At 53.4% G+C, this 16580-nt stretch carries 18 protein-coding genes; 8 read left to right on the forward strand and 10 right to left on the reverse strand.

The features are described 5' to 3' along the window. Positions 1-7: 7 nt before the first annotated feature. The 7 genes from nqrC to Q0X57_RS00470 all read left to right on the forward strand — a co-directional run bounded on the left by nqrC (position 8) and on the right by Q0X57_RS00470 (position 4709). A complete protein-coding gene (gene nqrC, locus Q0X57_RS00440) occupies positions 8-760 on the forward strand; it encodes an NADH:ubiquinone reductase (Na(+)-transporting) subunit C (protein WP_297726040.1) in 753 nt (250 codons plus the stop codon). 24 nt (positions 761-784) lie between these two features. Continuing rightward, on the forward strand, positions 785-1408 hold the full coding sequence (locus Q0X57_RS00445; protein WP_297726043.1) for an NADH:ubiquinone reductase (Na(+)-transporting) subunit D: 624 nt from the start codon (positions 785-787) through the stop codon (positions 1406-1408). A gap of 51 nt (positions 1409-1459) precedes the next feature. Next, complete coding sequence (gene nqrE / locus Q0X57_RS00450; RefSeq protein ID WP_297726045.1) at positions 1460-2074, forward strand: NADH:ubiquinone reductase (Na(+)-transporting) subunit E; 615 nt, start codon at positions 1460-1462, stop codon at positions 2072-2074. A gap of 21 nt (positions 2075-2095) precedes the next feature. Then, complete coding sequence (gene nqrF, locus Q0X57_RS00455) at positions 2096-3334, forward strand: NADH:ubiquinone reductase (Na(+)-transporting) subunit F (RefSeq protein ID WP_297726162.1); 1239 nt, start codon at positions 2096-2098, stop codon at positions 3332-3334. Between the two features lie 713 nt (positions 3335-4047). Next, complete coding sequence (gene rpmB, locus Q0X57_RS00460; RefSeq protein ID WP_297726048.1) at positions 4048-4296, forward strand: 50S ribosomal protein L28; 249 nt, start codon at positions 4048-4050, stop codon at positions 4294-4296. A gap of 31 nt (positions 4297-4327) precedes the next feature. After that, positions 4328-4516: a 50S ribosomal protein L33 gene (gene rpmG, locus Q0X57_RS00465; protein ID WP_007366007.1), complete on the forward strand. Its 189-nt coding sequence runs from the start codon at positions 4328-4330 to the stop codon at positions 4514-4516. Between the two features lie 40 nt (positions 4517-4556). Beyond that, positions 4557-4709: a DUF4295 domain-containing protein gene (locus tag Q0X57_RS00470; RefSeq protein WP_004331849.1), complete on the forward strand. Its 153-nt coding sequence runs from the start codon at positions 4557-4559 to the stop codon at positions 4707-4709. Between the two features lie 484 nt (positions 4710-5193). On the opposite strand, the gene Q0X57_RS00475 is transcribed toward Q0X57_RS00470, so the two are convergent. Next, positions 5194-7308 carry a M3 family metallopeptidase gene (locus Q0X57_RS00475; RefSeq protein WP_297726051.1) on the reverse strand — a complete coding sequence of 705 codons (2115 nt, stop codon included), beginning with the start codon at positions 7306-7308 and terminating at the stop codon, positions 5194-5196. 107 nt (positions 7309-7415) lie between these two features. Here Q0X57_RS00475 and xseB point away from each other — a divergent pair, with 107 nt between their 5' ends. Then, on the forward strand, positions 7416-7649 hold the full coding sequence (gene xseB / locus Q0X57_RS00480) for an exodeoxyribonuclease VII small subunit (RefSeq protein ID WP_297726054.1): 234 nt from the start codon (positions 7416-7418) through the stop codon (positions 7647-7649). A gap of 9 nt (positions 7650-7658) precedes the next feature. Here xseB and Q0X57_RS00485 read toward each other — a convergent pair whose 3' ends face one another. The 9 genes from Q0X57_RS00485 to Q0X57_RS00525 all read right to left on the reverse strand — a co-directional run bounded on the left by Q0X57_RS00485 (position 7659) and on the right by Q0X57_RS00525 (position 16552). Beyond that, positions 7659-8630 carry an NAD(P)-dependent oxidoreductase gene (locus Q0X57_RS00485; RefSeq protein WP_025883668.1) on the reverse strand — a complete coding sequence of 324 codons (972 nt, stop codon included), beginning with the start codon at positions 8628-8630 and terminating at the stop codon, positions 7659-7661. A 25-nt stretch (positions 8631-8655) separates the two neighbouring features. Beyond that, positions 8656-10041 carry a hypothetical protein gene (locus tag Q0X57_RS00490; RefSeq protein ID WP_297726059.1) on the reverse strand — a complete coding sequence of 462 codons (1386 nt, stop codon included), beginning with the start codon at positions 10039-10041 and terminating at the stop codon, positions 8656-8658. Between the two features lie 13 nt (positions 10042-10054). Beyond that, a complete protein-coding gene (locus Q0X57_RS00495; protein WP_297726062.1) occupies positions 10055-10732 on the reverse strand; it encodes a peptidylprolyl isomerase in 678 nt (225 codons plus the stop codon). A 3-nt stretch (positions 10733-10735) separates the two neighbouring features. Beyond that, entirely contained in the window at positions 10736-11686 is a 951-nt protein-coding gene (locus Q0X57_RS00500) for a YitT family protein (protein ID WP_297726065.1), read from the reverse strand. A 447-nt stretch (positions 11687-12133) separates the two neighbouring features. Beyond that, a complete protein-coding gene (locus Q0X57_RS00505) occupies positions 12134-12607 on the reverse strand; it encodes a hotdog domain-containing protein (protein ID WP_297726068.1) in 474 nt (157 codons plus the stop codon). A 35-nt stretch (positions 12608-12642) separates the two neighbouring features. Then, entirely contained in the window at positions 12643-14007 is a 1365-nt protein-coding gene (locus Q0X57_RS00510) for a lytic transglycosylase domain-containing protein (RefSeq protein WP_297726071.1), read from the reverse strand. A 13-nt stretch (positions 14008-14020) separates the two neighbouring features. Continuing rightward, the gene (locus tag Q0X57_RS00515; protein WP_297726075.1) at positions 14021-14836 is read right to left on the reverse strand and encodes a DUF5683 domain-containing protein; all 816 of its coding nucleotides are present in this window, start codon (positions 14834-14836) and stop codon (positions 14021-14023) included. A 16-nt stretch (positions 14837-14852) separates the two neighbouring features. Beyond that, entirely contained in the window at positions 14853-15749 is an 897-nt protein-coding gene (locus Q0X57_RS00520) for a ParB/RepB/Spo0J family partition protein (protein WP_297726078.1), read from the reverse strand. A 23-nt stretch (positions 15750-15772) separates the two neighbouring features. After that, positions 15773-16552 (reverse strand): AAA family ATPase, encoded by a 780-nt coding sequence (locus Q0X57_RS00525; RefSeq protein ID WP_007365989.1) that lies wholly within the window; start codon positions 16550-16552, stop codon positions 15773-15775. Positions 16553-16580: the final 28 nt, after the last annotated feature.

Here is a 16580-nt window from a genome sequence, read left to right on the forward strand (position 1 = left end):
TACGACTATGAATAGAGATAGTAATAGCTACACGATCCTCTACGCAGCCATCATGGTGGTCGTAGTCGCAATAGCTCTAGCGCTCACGGCTGTGGCTCTACGCAAGCCCCAAGAAGAGAATGAGCGCATTGACAAGATGCAACAGATACTACGTGCTGTACATCTAGAGCCTACCAAAGATCAAGTCATCCCCACCTACACAAAGGTGATCAAGCAGGAGCTTCTGGTCAATGGTCAGGGCGAGGTGATCGCTACTTTTGAGGGTGATCAGATTGCTCAGAATGAAGCTTTCCAGATGAACACGGCCAATCAGTTTAAGCTCCGCTCGCAAGATCCCTCTCTCGGACTACCTGTCTACGTGGCTGAGGTGGATGGCCAGCAACTCTACATCTTCCCGATGGATGGCGCCGGTCTATGGGGCGCAATCTGGGGCTTCCTCGCTGTACAGGCTGATGGCTCGACCGTCTATGGCGCTGACTTCTCACACGCTGGTGAGACACCAGGACTAGGTGCTGAGATCGCTACGAAGCACTTCTCACAGGAGTTCGTCGGCAAGCAACTGTACCGTGACGAGCAGTTTAAGTCTATCGCCGTCGTCAAGCACGGTCGCTCGCTTGACGACCAAGACTACGTGGACGGCATCTCAGGCGGTACGCTCACGAGCAATGGCGTCAACAATATGCTCTGGAGCTCTATCCACGAGTACCTCCCCTACATTGAGCAGATACGTGGAGCTCAAGCAGCAGTAGCAGCAGAATAATCAGAAGAGAGAGTAATCTAAGCTATGAGTAAGATAAGTAATAAAGAGGTACTCCTAGGGCCTCTCAATAAGAATAACCCGGTCACCGTACAGGTGCTCGGTATATGCTCTGCGCTGGCGGTCACCGCTCAGCTCAAGCCCGCTCTAGTGATGGCTCTGTCGGTGACGGTGGTCGTCGCCTTTGCCAACGTAATCATATCGCTACTGCGCAACACGATACCTAATCGTATCCGTATCATCGTACAGCTGGTGGTCGTCGCTGCGCTTGTGACGATCGTCAACGAGGTCCTCAAGGCCTACGTCTACGATGTCTCTAAGGAGCTGTCGGTATACATTGGTCTGATCATTACGAACTGTATCTTGATGGGTCGACTAGAGGCTTTTGCCTTGGCGCATGGTCCTAAGGCTTCCTTCCTCGATGGTATCGGCAACGGTCTAGGCTACGGACTCGTCTTGGTGATCATCGGCTTCGTCCGTGAGTTACTCGGTAGAGGTTCGCTACTGGGCTTCCAGATTATCCCACAGGCCTGCTACGATATGGGCTACGTCAATCACGGCTTGATGATTATGCCTCCGATGGCGCTCATCGTCCTAGCCTGTATCGTATGGATACAGCGCAGCAAACTCAAGGATCTACAGGAGAAGTAATCCTCCCCAACTCCATATAATCTCACACACTTCATAGATAAAGTCTAAGCAATGGATTATCTAAGTCTGTTTTTTAAGTCGATCTTCGTCGACAATATGATCTTTGCCTACTACCTAGGTATGTGCTCTTACCTAGCTGTATCCAAAGACGTCAAGACCTCACTGGGATTGGGGCTAGCGGTCACCTTCATCCTCACTTGTACGCTACCGATCAACTACCTCTTGGAGACTTACGTCTTTAAGGCTGGTGCGTTGAGCTGGCTCGGAGCGGAGTTCGCTTCGGTTGACCTGAGCTTCCTATCGCTCATCGTCTTTATCGCCGTCATCGCCTCCTTTACGCAGCTAGTCGAGATGGTCGTCGAGCGGTACAGCCCCTCGCTATACAACTCGCTCGGTATCTTCCTCCCGCTCATCGCTGTGAACTGTGCGATCCTCGGAGGCTCGCTCTTCATGCAGCAGCGTGACTTCATCAATACGGGCATGGCGACCGTCTACGGCTTCGGATCAGGTATCGGTTGGCTACTCGCCATCGTTGGCCTAGCAGCCATCCGTGAGCGACTAGCCTATAGCAATATACCGAAGCCCCTCAGAGGTTTTGGCATTACGCTCATCGTCACGGGACTGATGGGCATCGCATTCCTCAGCTTCTCAGGTGTCAAACTCTAATCGCCTACAGATATGGATCAAATGACCTTAATAATAGTATCGAGTGTAGCGGTCTTCCTCCTAGTCGTACTGCTCCTCGTCGTGGTACTGCTGGTGGCTAAGAGCAAGCTCATCCCCTCTGGCAACGTACATATCAATGTCAATGACGTGAAAGACCTAGAGGTGCCAATGGGCGGTACGCTGCTCAACACGCTTCAGAGCCAAGGCATCTTCCTATCCAGCGCTTGTGGCGGTGGTGGTAGCTGTGGACAGTGTCGCTGTCGCGTCGTCGAGGGCGGTGGCGAGATACTCGCCACGGAGAAAGGCTTCTTCTCTCGCAAAGAGCAGATGGCGCACTGGCGTCTCGGCTGTCAGACGAAAGTCAAGGAGGATCTCAAGGTAATCGTCCCCGAGAGCGTCTTTGGCGTCAAGGAGTGGGAGTGCGAAGTCGTATCCAACAGAAACGTCGCTACCTTCATCAAGGAGTTTGTCGTCAAGCTCCCCGAGGGCGAGCATATGGACTTCAAGAGCGGTAGCTACGCTCAGATCAAGATCCCCAAGTACGAGGTCAAGTACAGCGACTATGTCGTCGAGGAACAGTTCCGTGGCGACTGGGATAAGTTCAACATGTGGAGCCTTACGGCAAAGAACACCGAGGATACCGTCCGAGCCTACTCTATGGCCAACTATCCTGCCGAGGGTAACATCATCACGCTCAACGTCCGTATCGCCACCCCGCCAATGGATCGCGTGACCCACACCTGGCAGAAGGTACCTGCAGGTATCGCTTCCTCTTACATCTTCAGCCTCAAGCCTGGCGACAAGGTGACCATGAGTGGTCCTTACGGAGACTTCCACATCCACGAGGACTCCGACGCCGAGATGCTCTACATCGGAGGTGGTGCAGGTATGGCTCCGCTACGTGCTCAGCTGTTGCACCTCTTCCTCACCGAGCACACGACCCGCAAGGTCTCCTTCTGGTACGGAGCACGCTCGCGCAGTGAGATCTTCTACGAGGAGGACTTCCGCGCCATTGAGCGTGAGTTCCCGAACTTCTCCTTCCACATCGCCCTCTCGGCACCGCTACCTGAGGACAATTGGACTGGACTCACGGGCTTCATTCACCAGGCCATCTACGACAATTACCTCAAGGATCACGAGGCTCCTGAGGATATCGAGTACTACATGTGCGGACCTGGTCCTATGTCAGCAGCTGCTATCACGATGCTGGACAACCTAGGCGTGCCACCTGAGCAGATAAACTTCGACAACTTCGGCTAAGGCACCTTAGGGTCACTCCGCAATAGAATAAAGATAAGGCGACAGCGCATAAATCCGCTAAGCGGTGTGCGTTGTCGCCTTGCTTATATAGCGCTCAGGACTATCGCACTATATATCAAACGAGAGGACTAATATCACGCTCATCGTAGGGAATAGACGTTTTGCTCCGAGGAGTTGCAGAACTCCTATAGAAACGTCCTCTAATCCAAGACTAACGTGCATCATAATAACGAGCTCATCAAAGTCCTCTACGGAAGAAATCACAAACTCTTCGGTAGCAATCTTTGATTATCCAGTGAGGAACGGAAAAACTCTTCCGAACTTTCATTTCATTCTTCCGAAGTTTCATTTCACTCTTCCGAAGTTTTATTTCACCCCTCGGTGGAGGATTTTCATTTGCTCCGTGGAGATTTCCGATTGCCTCGGGAGAGATAGTTATCTGCGAAGATGTAGGGGTAGTTATAGTGCGTATTTATACTACTCAGTAGCGAGGCGTAATGCTTATGTTGCTCTGAGTGAGATCTGGTGTAGTCGCTAGGGGAGCGGATTTTCGTTACGTTGCCCTGGATTCGGAATAGAGGAATTTGCTTTTGTCAAAATATTTGCGTTACTTTGCAGTCTGATTGCAGTACTAGACCAGATGATGCTAATGGCTGGAGCTGAGTCAATCACAGAAATATCGTAGAAGTATAAAAGAAATACCACACACCGTCATGTCTAAGATATGTCAGATCACCGGTAAGAGGGCTATGGTGGGCAATAATGTGTCTCACTCAAAGCGTCGTACGAAGCGTACCTTTGACGTCAATCTCTTCCGTAAGAAGTTTTACTGGCCTGAGGAGGATCGCTGGATATCTCTCAAGGTCTCAGCAGCTGGTCTCCGGCTCATCAATCGCGTAGGTCTCAACGAAGCCCTCCGCCGTGCTAGCGATGCTGGCTACCTAAGCATCAAGAGCAAGTAACCCACTCACTCCTTAACTACACTGATATACTATGTCTAAGAAAGGTAAAGGCGATCGAGTACAGGTGATACTCGAGTGCACAGAGCACAAAGAGAGTGGCATGCCAGGCACCTCTCGCTACGTCACGACAAAGAATAGAAAGAATACCACACAGCGTCTAGAGCTGAAGAAGTACAATCCTATCCTCAAGCGCTACACGCTACATCGTGAGATTAAGTAATCATCTCTCCCCTTCAATAACTAAATAAGAACTAAGTACAATGGCTAAGAAATCGGTCGCAACCTTTAGAACGGGCGATGGTCGCTCATACTCAAAGGTTATCAAGATGGTCAAGTCGCCTAAGACTGGTGCTTATACCTTCCAAGAGGAGATGGTACCAAATGACCACGTACAGGACTTCCTCAAGAAGTAATCTGAATACGCTATAGAGACGCTCCTGTAGAGAGGTGGCTATCTACATATCTCTCTCTACCCTAGGTGAGCAGTCACCATATGGAGAGCATTGATGCGCTTGTCGTGTCAATGCTCTTCCTATGTTGTGAGGGGTGTGACTTAGAGATTAGAGGGGTTGTTAGGGGGAGACTGTTGTATCTCAGAGGGTGAGGGGACTATGATCGCAAAAGGAGACTGTTGCATAAAGGCGAATCGCTGCGTTGCTTTCGGGATTCGCCTTCGGTCACATATAGAGGTATACTCCCTTCAGACCTCACCCTCAGAGCCTTGCGCTTCAGCCTTTCTACAAAGTCTAGATAATCTCGCAAGCAAGATTGTGAGACAGTTGACTTTTGCACCAGTCTCAAAAGAAGAGCCTGCCACAATAGTGACAGGCTCTTGTACTCTCTGTATGGATCAGGCGCTAGCTAGCTGTCGTTTGATCAGCTAGCTGCGCTGTGTGATTAGCGGAGACCGCGGAAGCGTAGGAGTGGTTCGATGTCGACCTCCTTGTGACCAGTGAACTGCTCGAAGAGTACCATCAGGTCCTCACTGTTGCCACGAGAGAGGAGCATGTCGGCGAGACGCTGACCGTTCTCACGAGTCATACCACCGTGTGCCTGGATCCAAGCGTAGACCTCGTTGTCTACTGCCTCGCTCCAAAGGTATGAGTAGTAGCCAGCAGAGTAACCGTTGCTCCAGATATGGCGGAAGTAAGGTGAGCGGTAGCGTGGAGGTATCTGTGCATTGAGCATGCCATACTTCGTCAGTACCTCCTGCTCGAAGGCTTGTACATCGTCTACCTTGTCGCCTACTGCGAGGGCGTGCCAGCACTGGTCGATGAGTGAGGAAGCGATGTTTTCGCCGATAGAGTAAGCCTGGTTGAAGTTGCCCGCAGCAATCATCTTGTCACGTAGCTCGGTAGGCATAGCCTCGCCAGTCTTGTAGTGCTTCGCATAGTTGGCAAAGACAGTTGGCTCGGATGCCCAGTGCTCGTTGAACTGTGAGGGGAACTCGACGAAGTCTCTCGAGACGTTGGTTCCAGAGATCGAAGGATAGGTCTGCGTAGAGAGCATACCGTGTAGCGCATGACCGAACTCATGGAAGAGCGTCGTCACCTCGTCCCAGGTCATCAGACAGGGCTGACCAGTAGCGGGCTTCTTATTGTTGCAGACGTTATAGATGACGGGCTTATTGCCTAGGAGTGTGGACTGCTCGACGAAGTTGCTCATCCAGGCACCACCGCTCTTGGAGGGACGTGCATAGGGATCGAAGTAGAAGAGTGCGATGACCTCGCCCTGCTCATTCTTGACATCGTATACCGTTACGTCAGGATGATAGACGGAGACATCAGTGCGCTGCTCGAAGGTGAGACCGTAGAGCTTATTGGCAGCATAGAAGACACCATTGTGCAAGACGCTATCTAGTACGAAGTACTCACTGAGCTGCGTCTCATCAATGTCGTACTGCTCCTTACGCATCTTCTCAGCGTAGTAAGCCCAGTCGTAAGCCTCGAGCTTGAAGTCAGGACCCTCGCTCTTGCGAGCAAACTCCTCTAGCATCTTAGCATCCTCAGCAGCCTTAGGCTGGTAGAGCTTAGCAAGACGCTCAAGGAAGTTGCGAGCGGTCTCACCATTCTTAGCTAGAGCGTCTTGTAGTGTCCAGTCGGCAAAGGACTTGAATCCAAGTAACTGAGCCTTTTCAGCACGAAGCGTAGCGAGACGCTTGATGATGGACTGCGTGTCGTACTTGTCGCCGTTGTTGCAACGATTGATGGAAGCCTCAAGGATAGCCTTGCGACTGTCACGATTGTTGAGCTTAGCCATGACGGGCTGCTGGGTCGTGTTGACTAGGCGGATAGCCCACTGACCCTCTTTGCCCTCTTCCTTGGCTAGGTCGGCAGCCTCTTGTAGCTCGCTCTCGGAGAGACCGTCGAGCTGGCTCTTGTCGGTGAAGAAGACGGGCACGTTCGTGGCATCGGTCAGCATATTGCCAAACTTAGCGGTGAGCTCGGCCTCTTCGCCGTTGAGCTTCTTGAGCTTCTCCTTGTCCTCGGCAGAGAGGTTAGCACCGGCCTTGACATAGTTGTCGTAGTACTGCTTTGTGAGGCGTACCTGATCGGGCTGTAGTCCCTCTAGACCAGTCTCGTAGACAGTCTTGATGCGAGCGAAGAGCTTGTCGTTGAGCATGATCTCATCGCTGTGGGCAGTGAGCTTGGGTACGTACTCAGCCTCGATGGCACGTAGCTCATCGTTGGTATCGGCACTGGTCAGTGCGAAGAAGACGGCAGAGGTGCGCTGGAGTACCTGTCCAGCACGCTCGAGCGCCTCAATGGTATTGGTAAAGGTGGGCGCCTCAGCATTGTCCACGATGGCTGCTATCTCCTCGTTGTGCTGACGCATACCCTCGTCAAAGGCGGGCGCAAAGTGCTCTGCCTTGATTTTGGTAAAGTCGGGTGCATTCATGTAAGTTTCACTAGGATGAACGAATGGATTGTCAGCCAGGTCAGCCTGCTTCTGCTTGTTGCAAGCGAGTAGCATCGTGGCGATGGCTAATAGCATAATTGCTTGTTTACGCATAGTCTAGGTTCGTTTGTATGATTTATATAGTTACTTTTGCAACGCAATGAGGTACCCCAGTGTGGTACCACACGAGACAAAGGTACTAAGAATTAAATACATACCCTATGACAGACGTTAGTAAAGACCTCTCCGAGGAGTCCCAGCAGACTTATCAGGAGGCAATCACACGTATTCAAGAGATCGTGCGACTCCTAGAGACGGGAGACATAGAGGTGGACGAACTGACCAAGCTTATTGAGGAGGCAACAGTCTTGATACAGTTCTGCTCCACACGACTCACCGCTATCGACAAAGAGGTCTCACAACTTCTCCAGCAGCTTGACGAGAGCCAGGAGTAAACCCTTACTTTACTTAACGATACTGATGGGGCGGTCGCCCTCGAAGTAGCCGATGATGCAGTTGCACAGCTCCTGCGCCATAGCGACACGTGCCTCGTAGGTCTGCGTGCCTACGTGCGGTGTCATAGTCACCTGCTCCATCTCGTACAACTCGGGGAGCGGATTGTCGCTATGCTCAAAGACGTCTAGCCCCGCAGCGGCTATCTCGCCAGTCTGGAGGGCGTGCACGAGAGCTGCCTCGTCAACGACCGCTCCGCGCGCCGCATTGATCAGGATAGCCGAGCGCTTCATCTGAGCTAGACGACTAGCCGAGACGAGGTGGTGCGAGTCTTCATTGTACGGGGTGTGGAGAGATACGACATCGCACTCCGTAAAGATCTTGTCTAGGTCGGCATAGGTGACTCCTAGCTCCTGCTCCGTGGCAGCGTCGAGCTGGTGACGCTTGTTGTAGAGGACGGTCATACCAAAGGCTTGCGCCATATGTCCCACGGCTCGGCCAATGTTGCCGTAGCCGATGATGCCGATAGTCTTGCCACAGAGGTTGGTCGCCATGCCAGAGCTGTCGGAGAGCGACTTGCTACTGCTCTTGGTGCGACGCATATGACGATCCCACATAGCGATCTTGCGACTGCAGCTGAGGAGTAGCCCCATCGTTAGCTCTGCCGTAGGCTGGATCACGGCACGAGGCGTATTGGTCACGGTGATCCCTTTGCTGTGTGCGTAGGCGACATCGATGTTGTTGTAGCCGACTCCATAGTTGGCGATCAGCTTGATATTGGGGAATGCGTCAATCAGCTCACGATCCACAGGAAAGGTAAACTGCGTGGCGAGCGCATCGTACTGTGCGCCTATCTCCATCATCTCCTCACGCGTGAAGCTCTCGCCCGCAGGGCGGCGGGTCATATCGGCCCACTCGGCAAGCTCCTCAAATCCGGGGCGTACGGTGTCAAAGGAGATCAGTACTTTCTTTTTCTTGTCCATAAGATATATCAGGTTTAGAAGTTGGTTAGATACGTAGGCGGTAGGGCTTAGGGTATAAGTTGTTGAGCCGTGCGCCCGTGCTGTGTGCTAAGCCTAAGGGGATGCCCCGATAGGTGATGACTGTGAAGCCTCGCTCTGTCGGAGTCTCCATCGTGAGCGCCTCACCTCGCAGGTAGCGCAGTGCTTCTTGCAGGGGAAGCTCTAGAGCGGATAGGTCTGTCGTGGCATATAGAGGGTGATGTAGTAGAGCAAAGGAGGGTTCGTAGCCCTTCGCCTGATGGCGCATGGAGGCTATCTCCAGTCCTGGCGTGGCAATGGCGAGACGCTGCTTGTAAGCCTCGGCAAGGAGCTGAGCCGCCTCGGGCGAGAGCTGGTAAATGCGCTCGCCGATGGTGTAGTAGTCTGCGGATGTCGCTTTGCTGAGCCAAGAGAGCGAGTCGAAGGTCTGTCGGCTGGTTCGTGTCAAGCCTTTGGCTTTGCGCATTTCGCTTGGGGTCTCGATGGTGTCGGTGAGACGTAGCGCAGCGAGGTATTGCCCCTCACCACGTACGATGCCTGGCCAAAGGTGCAAACCGTACGAAGTGGCATAAGCTCCAGTGATGCGCTCGGCACAGTGGGAGAGGTCAATGAGTTTGCAGGGGTAGTTGTCAAGTAGCCACTGAACCATCTGATCGTTTTCCTCTTGGTTGAGCGTGCAGGTAGCGTAGAGTAGTATGCCCTCGGGAGCTAGCATACGCATCGCCTCCTGTAGGATAGCTCGCTGGCGGGTCACGCAGTCGGCAACGAGCTGAGGTGACCACATACGCCTTGCCTCTTCGTCACGGCGCATTAGCCCCTCGCCACTACAGGGGGCATCAACTAATATGAGCCCGCAGGAGCCTTGTAGCCAAGGCGTCAGTCGCTGTGGCTCCTCTTGCGTGATAATCATTTGGTCGGCACCGCACCACTTGACCATATTCTCCACAAGGATCTTGCATCGCTTGGGTAGTATCTCATTGCTCACGAGGAGTGTCTCTGCGGGGAGCAGATCGCGCAGGAGCGTACTCTTACCCCCAGGGGCTGCGCAAAGGTCAAGAGCTAACTTAGGAGTCTCGTGCCAGCCGAGTTGCTCCCGAATCGTGGCAAGCGTCATAGCGCTAGCGTCCTGCACGTAGTAAGCTCCAGCGTGCCACAGAGGGTCTAGCGCAAAGGTGGGACGCTCGCTGAGCCAGTAACCCTCCAGTCCTGCGGGCAACCACGGTATAGTCCCATCCTCCAGCTCTGCAAAGGGGCGTGCCGATAAGGTGCGAGCTGGGTTAAGGCGTAGAGAGACTGACGGGGTCGTCTCTAGAGCCTTGACAATGCGGGAGGCATACTCAGGGTATGCTTGTGCTAGCTTAGCTTTTAGCTCTGACGGGACAGGAGTCTGCATCGTATCAGAGAGACTAGGGTAGGAGCGTCATACGCTTGATGATTACGTCTCGCTTGGGTCGGTTCGTGCTGTCGGTCGGTAGGTCTTCGATCTTGGTTATCGTGCGCATACCATCAATCACCTCGCCAAAGACCGTGTACTGCCTGTCCAACCACGGGGCACCGCCCTGACTCTTGTACGCCTGACGCTGCTCAGGCGTGTAGTCCCACTCACGCTGTGCTGCTATATCGTCTAGGTCAAAGTCGGTGTAGTAAGTGCCCGTGACGATGTAAAACTGGCTGCCCGAAGACTCCTTCTTCGGATTCTCTTCATCGGCTAAACGTGCTGCCGCTAGGGCTCCTCGCTTATGGATATGGTATGGTAGGATCTCCGCAGGGATGGTTGTGGAGAGAGTGTCTATGGATACGTCTGTATCGCGGGTTGCTCCACGGGTTGAGAGGTTACCTCCCTGGATCATAAACTGCGCTATGACACGGTGTATCAAGACTCCCTCGTAGTCTCCCCGACGTACATGCTCTAGGAAGGCCGCTTGGTGTAGAGGTGTGTCGTCATAGAGTAGGAGCGTGAAGTCTCCCTGCGAAGTCTCCACGAGCACCCGCCGCCCAGCGGGAAGAGCTTCAGTCGTAGTCTGAGCTGAGAGTGAGGTGACGCAGAGAGCGCAGAGGAGTAAGAGGGTGGCAATTGGTTTCATAGCTTAGAGGATCTGAGGTGCAGTGTCGTTGGTCGCATTGGTCGTTGCGATAAAGGCTTTGGGGTCAGCCTGGAGTACCGCTTTCTTGAGCTTGTTGACATACTTGCGCTCTACGATCATAAAGATGATATCTCGCTCGGTACCAGCATAGATCCCGCTCCCATGGAGGAATGTACCCCGCAGATTCAGCTCCTCGACGATAAGCGTGCGTAGCTCGGTCGTGTGGTCGGAGACGATGAAAATCGCTTTGTTGGGATTCTCGGGCTGTAGGAAGTCTACGACCTTGCCATAGACGAAGATGGTAATCCAAGAGTAGAGAGGCACGCTAACATCCTTAAAGGCGACTAGTCCAAAGAGTACAATAGCCGAGTCAACCGCTATAATCATATGACTGGTCTTGAGGTTGCTCCCCTTGGAGATTACCCGAGCAATGACATCGGTACCAGCACTAGTGCTACCCGCCTTGAAAGTGAGTAGCACACCTAGTCCGAGGATAGCCCCGCCATAGACGGAGGAGAGAAACTTATCATTGCTCACGATGACCACATCTCGTGTCATCGAGGTGATTAGGTCGGTGCATACAGAGATAAGTAGGAAGGTCGCAATCGTCTTGCCCCCGCTACGCAATCCAAGAGAGCGTGCTGCTAAGAGGAAGAAAGGTACGTTGAAGCAGAGCGCCACAGCGCCAATGGGTAGCCCCTCGGGGAATGCCCCAAAGAGTCCTTGCGTCAGGTGGTTAATCGTGATACTGAGACCATAGCACCCCCCTGGGACAATATTGGCAGGAGCTATGAAGCAGGCGTAAGCGACTGCCTGACAGATAGCACCGAGGACTAGGTAGAGTATCTCCACGGCAAGCGGAGAGCGCCGAGGTGTGAAGGTCTGCCGCTCGTGTGGCGGTATAGTTACCTTGGTAGGAGTAGATAGAGTGGAGCCGGACGTAGATGTAGGCATGAGGGCTAATGAATAATGTATCCAATGCAACGAAGAGCGCACACGGACTACTAGCGTGATAGAGCCGAGTCCTCAGCGAGCTTACAAAGATACTCAATCTCGTAGATATCAGAAGATCTCATCACATATCCTAAATGTCGGCCAAATCCTACTATGAAGCGCTGATAGGAAGCTACGAAGTCTGACACGCCGTGCCGACAAATATCAATCCCTCGGAAGAATTTCCCAAATAGCACCCGAGGAAATCCTAAATTCTTCGGAAGAATGAAATGAAACTTCGGAAGAGTGAAATGAAACTTCGGAAGAATGAAATCACAAGTCCGAAGAGTTTTGCCATCCCTCGGTAGAAAATGAAAAATCTCTACGGAGCAATGTTTGATTTCCTCCGTAGAGACTTAGACGAATGCCTTTTATATTAGGTGTCTACCCTGCTTCTCTTGCGAGGAGTTACGCCGTGGGGGCGGGGCGACGGTGCTTGACGGCGACCATCTTGCCACGAGCGGTGACGCGCTCGCCACAGTGCAGCTCAAGCGACAGGATAACCTTGCGGTCGGTCACCTCTACGGGGTAAGCGCGGACCTCTAGCTCGGTGCCCATCGGTGTCGGGGCGAGGTAGTCCACCTCTAGGTGTGCGGTGATGAAGCGCTGGAGGGTGTCTGCCGTCAGCTCCTCTGCGTGTGCGACTAAGTAAAGAGCGGCGGCTGCGGCTGTGCCGTGGCAGTCAAAGAGCATGGCGATGAAGCCTCCGTATAGGTTGTCGGGGACTCCACCAGTGTAGACAGCATTGGGCGTGTGATGACAGTAACAGTAGGCGTGGTCGTCGCTGAGGTAGCTCTTGAGATGTAACCCATAAGGGTGTACAGCTCCGCAACCCCAACAGTGGCTGTACTCGGGAGCGTAAAGGTCTTGGATGGCGAACATATTAGACTTTAGAAGTTAGAGGTTAGACTTTAGAGTTATTTGGGTATCTTCAAGCGCTGACCTGGGTGGAGTCGAGGGTTGCGACCTTTGAGTCCGTTGGCTCGCTTGATGGCAGAGGCGGAGACGCCGTGTCGCTTAGCAATCTTGGATATGGTGTCCCCACGTCTCACCTTATATGTTTTGTGCCCAGCCCGAGAGGCTTTGCTTTTTTGAGTGGGAGCGGGGGCTTGTTTGATCTCCTCCTGAGCCTCGGCGATCTGCTTGCTGAGCTCCTCTTTGTGATCGCGACGCAGTGTGATGAGCGCCTCGTCTAGTCGTGTGATGCCCTTCAGAGGAAGTCGTATGGTATAGGGTGCTGGTCCAGCAGCGGGTATGACTCCTCGCTTGTATTGCGGATTGAGCGTGCGGATCTGTTCGGTGGATATGCCAGTGCTCTGCGAGATTTGGGCAAAGGAGAGCGGTATCTGTACGGCTAGTGTGTCAGTCGCCAAAGGCATTGACTGTGCTTGGGGACAGATGTTGTGCTCATTGTGATAGTAGCAAGCGTAGTAGGCTCCAATAAAGAGGGGAATGTAGTTGCGCGTCTCACGAGGCAGGTAGGGATAGACATCCCAGAAGGTGGTCTTTCCTCCAGAGCGTCGGATCGCTTTGGTGACATTGCCTGGACCGCAGTTGTACGCAGCGATAGCTAGGAGCCAATTGTCAAAGAGCCCGTAGAGCTGCTTGAGATAGAGTGCAGCTGCTTCACTACTCTTGTACACGTCAAAGCGTTCGTCAATAAGACTATTGACAGTCAACCCCAAGCTGCGTCCCGTGGGGAGCATAAGTTGCCAAAGTCCGGAGGCTCCTGCTGGTGAAACGGCAAAGGGGTTGAGCGCGGACTCAACGACGGTTAGATAGATAAGCTCTACGGGTAGTCCATTACGGTCAAAGATCTCCTCCATAATGGGAAAGTAGTAGTCCCCGAGAGCTAGGATGACACGTATCAGTTGAGGACGATCCGTGATGTAAGTAGCGATGCCCTCCTTGACCATAGCATTGTAGGGGATCGGGATGACGGTGGGCAGCGCCTTTAGTCGGGAGATTAGCACAGAGTCGCTTAGGGAGCGAATGTTTTCAGCCTTGTAGGAGCCACACGGTACCTCAAAGCGCTTCTGTGTCGCATAGCCCGTACGCCAGGTCTCCATGAGCAGACCGAGGTCCGTGTCTAGACTCTTCGGCAGGTACTCTTGTAGCTCCTTGTGAGCCGTGACAGCGTCCAGCTCGACAGCACCCTCCGTGTCTACACTGTCTTGAGCGGTGTACAGAGGTGTCGCTACGAGCAGTGCTGGCAGGCAACAGAAGAGTATTATATAGGTCGTGATTCTGACACCAGCGTGTCTTAGAAAGGGGATCTTCATACAGAGGTCTTGTCTAAAAGCGCACCGAGGCTCCGACCATCACACTTTGAGGTCTAGGCCCTGAAGGCTTGTCTCGTAGTCCCTCGCCCATATCTACTGTGAGCTGTGGGGATACATTAAAGTAGTATAGCTCCGCATCTACATAAGCGTCCAGCGCTGAGAGGAGATAGAGCGCCACCGTGAGGACGATGCTCAGGTCTCTACTCTCCTTGTATTGCTTAGAGCCACGCTCCAGACGCGAGCGCAGATTGCCGTCGGAGACATACTGACTAGGATCAGCCCCAGACGGGATAAAAGCTTGCCAAGAGGTGTGGTCGAGCGGGTTTTCGCTCAGTAGGTCAGCGTAGGCCGTGTGGTACTCGTTGTAGAGTCGCTGATTCCACGTGACCGCGTAGAGACCCGCCGTCATAGCCGAGAGCGCAATCGGTATCTTCCAGTAGCGCTGATTGTAGAGCTGTCCGCCACCTGGGATGATGGAGCAGAGGAGTGCCACGTTGGAATTGGGATAGCGCGTGAACCACCTGGTCATCTTCTTGATAAAAGGCACTCCTTCAGGGCGCTTGTCCCCTTTCATCGCTGTCGTACTTTGCAAAGCTTTGCCCTTATCGGCCAAGTTTGGAGCAGTCGTCGGTGGCGTAGTGAGGAGTTCGCTCGGCTCCTTCGTCCTCAACGTGTCGGGCTGGGAGGTGCCCAGCGTGTCGGTCACTAGCGCCGTCGTGTCTTGTGGCACTATCGGCGTAGTCGCAAGGAGAGCCATCCCGCTGTAGCAAGCTATAGCGCAGCTCATCACGAGGATGAGTAGGGAGCGGGTCAGGGCGGTGCGGGACATCTTTTTAAGTAGTTGACTAATGGTTAGCTCCGCTCTCCAGGATTGAGCAGATCTCTATGAGCTGCTCCTCAGAGCTAAAGGGAATCGTGATGCTCCCCTTGCCACTCTCCTTACAACGCAGAGAGACCTTCGTCCCGAAGAAGCTACTCAGTTGCTTAGCTAGAGGAGCGTAGTCATTGCCACTGGAAGCGAGCTTGGAGAGCGTCTGTCTCTTCTTGCTCGCTTTCGTTGTCTCTTCGGTCGGCTCTTGCATCTCATTGGCCAAAGCCTCTACCTGTCGCACACTCAGATGCTCCGTGAGGGTGGTCTGGTAAAGCTTCAGTTGCTGTGCTGGATCGGTCAGGCTCAGTATGGCACGAGCGTGACCCATGTCGATTTTCTTCTCCGTCAGTCCCAGCTGCACCTCTGCGGGCAGACGGAGGAGACGTAGGTAATTGCTAATAGAGGAGCGGGTCTTGCCCACCTTCTTGGCGAGCTCCTCTTGTGTCCCCTCGGAGTGCTCTAGGAGACGCTTGTAGGTGAGTGCTATCTCAATGGCGTTGAGGTCTTCGCGCTGTATGTTTTCGATCAGCGCCATCTCGACCACCTTCTCGTCATCAGCCTTGACGATATATGCTGGGATAGAGGTCAGGTTGGCTAGCTTAGAGGCTCTCCAGCGACGCTCCCCCGATATGATGAGATGCCGTCCGTCGGTCAGCTCCCGCACCGTGATAGGCTGCACAATGCCGAGGGCACGTATGGAGGCGGCCAGCTCCTCGAGACTCTCTGGGTCAAAGTGTGTACGAGGTTGGTCAGGATTAGGCTCGATCTTGTCGATGGCTATTTCGCTAATGCTAGAGGAGTTGCTCACATCGCCGAGTAGAGCGTCTAGTCCTCTGCCTATTACTTTGTTCTCTTTCTTCTTGTTTGTCATGATGAACGTAGGGTAGGGTATAGTTATAGCGCAGCGCGCTGAGCCGTGCGACGAATCAGTTCCTCGGCTAGCTGGAGGTGGTTGATCGCCCCCTTGCTGTCCGCATCGTAGAGGAGTGCGGGCAAGCCGTGACTAGGCGCCTCGCTCAACTTAACATTGCGCTGTATGACCGTGTCGAAGACAAGCTGCCCGAAATGCTCCTTGACCTCCTCGTACACCTGATTAGCCAGTCGCAGACGGCTGTCGTACATGGTAAGGAGAAAGCCCTCGATCTCCAGCGCTGGGTTGAGGCGACTCTTGATGATACGTATCGTGTTGAGGAGCTTAGAGATCCCCTCCAGTGCAAAGTACTCGCACTGCACGGGAATGATCACCGCATGGCTAGCGACCAAAGCATTGACCGTGATGATGCCGAGCGAGGGTGAGCAGTCGATGAGGATGTAGTCATACTGATCCACGACAGGGCGGAGCATCTCTCTCATGACGGTCTCCCGCTCCTTGAGCTGGAGCATCTCTATCTCCGCTCCGACCAGGTCAATGTGTGAGGGGAGTATGAAGAGATTGTCTACGTGTGTGGGGCGTACCACCTTGTCGAGCGGTAGCCCACCGATGAGGCACTCGTAGATAGTCTCGCTGAGGGTCGTGGAGTTGACTCCCAGTCCCGACGAAGCGTTTGCCTGTGGATCGGCATCGACTACGAGTACCTTCTTCTCGAGTACAGCCAAGGAGGCTGCGAGGTTGATCGTAGTGGTCGTTTTGCCGACTCCACCCTTCTGATTAGCAAGAGAGATGATTCTACCCATGATACATATCAGTCATAAATAACGGGTC

The sequence above is a fragment of the uncultured Porphyromonas sp. genome (genome assembly GCF_947254915.1).
Classification (GTDB): Bacteria; Bacteroidota; Bacteroidia; order Bacteroidales; family Porphyromonadaceae; genus Porphyromonas.

What these genes read in the sequence shown, in the direction of transcription:
- Q0X57_RS00470 (WP_004331849.1), top strand. Translation starts at nt 4,557, where the DNA reads ATGGCTAAGAAATCGGTCGCAACCTTTAGAACGGGCGATGGTCGCTCA.
- Q0X57_RS00500 (WP_297726065.1), bottom strand. Translation starts at nt 11,686, where the DNA reads ATGCCTACATCTACGTCCGGCTCCACTCTATCTACTCCTACCAAGGTA.
- Q0X57_RS00485 (WP_025883668.1), bottom strand. Translation starts at nt 8,630, where the DNA reads ATGGACAAGAAAAAGAAAGTACTGATCTCCTTTGACACCGTACGCCCC.
- nqrE (WP_297726045.1), top strand. Translation starts at nt 1,460, where the DNA reads ATGGATTATCTAAGTCTGTTTTTTAAGTCGATCTTCGTCGACAATATG.
- Q0X57_RS00495 (WP_297726062.1), bottom strand. Translation starts at nt 10,732, where the DNA reads ATGAAACCAATTGCCACCCTCTTACTCCTCTGCGCTCTCTGCGTCACC.
- Q0X57_RS00525 (WP_007365989.1), bottom strand. Translation starts at nt 16,552, where the DNA reads ATGGGTAGAATCATCTCTCTTGCTAATCAGAAGGGTGGAGTCGGCAAA.
- nqrC (WP_297726040.1), top strand. Translation starts at nt 8, where the DNA reads ATGAATAGAGATAGTAATAGCTACACGATCCTCTACGCAGCCATCATG.
- Q0X57_RS00445 (WP_297726043.1), top strand. Translation starts at nt 785, where the DNA reads ATGAGTAAGATAAGTAATAAAGAGGTACTCCTAGGGCCTCTCAATAAG.
- xseB (WP_297726054.1), top strand. Translation starts at nt 7,416, where the DNA reads ATGACAGACGTTAGTAAAGACCTCTCCGAGGAGTCCCAGCAGACTTAT.
- nqrF (WP_297726162.1), top strand. Translation starts at nt 2,096, where the DNA reads ATGACCTTAATAATAGTATCGAGTGTAGCGGTCTTCCTCCTAGTCGTA.
- Q0X57_RS00515 (WP_297726075.1), bottom strand. Translation starts at nt 14,836, where the DNA reads ATGTCCCGCACCGCCCTGACCCGCTCCCTACTCATCCTCGTGATGAGC.
- rpmB (WP_297726048.1), top strand. Translation starts at nt 4,048, where the DNA reads ATGTCTAAGATATGTCAGATCACCGGTAAGAGGGCTATGGTGGGCAAT.
- Q0X57_RS00490 (WP_297726059.1), bottom strand. Translation starts at nt 10,041, where the DNA reads ATGCAGACTCCTGTCCCGTCAGAGCTAAAAGCTAAGCTAGCACAAGCA.
- Q0X57_RS00510 (WP_297726071.1), bottom strand. Translation starts at nt 14,007, where the DNA reads ATGAAGATCCCCTTTCTAAGACACGCTGGTGTCAGAATCACGACCTAT.
- Q0X57_RS00520 (WP_297726078.1), bottom strand. Translation starts at nt 15,749, where the DNA reads ATGACAAACAAGAAGAAAGAGAACAAAGTAATAGGCAGAGGACTAGAC.
- Q0X57_RS00475 (WP_297726051.1), bottom strand. Translation starts at nt 7,308, where the DNA reads ATGCGTAAACAAGCAATTATGCTATTAGCCATCGCCACGATGCTACTC.
- Q0X57_RS00505 (WP_297726068.1), bottom strand. Translation starts at nt 12,607, where the DNA reads ATGTTCGCCATCCAAGACCTTTACGCTCCCGAGTACAGCCACTGTTGG.
- rpmG (WP_007366007.1), top strand. Translation starts at nt 4,328, where the DNA reads ATGTCTAAGAAAGGTAAAGGCGATCGAGTACAGGTGATACTCGAGTGC.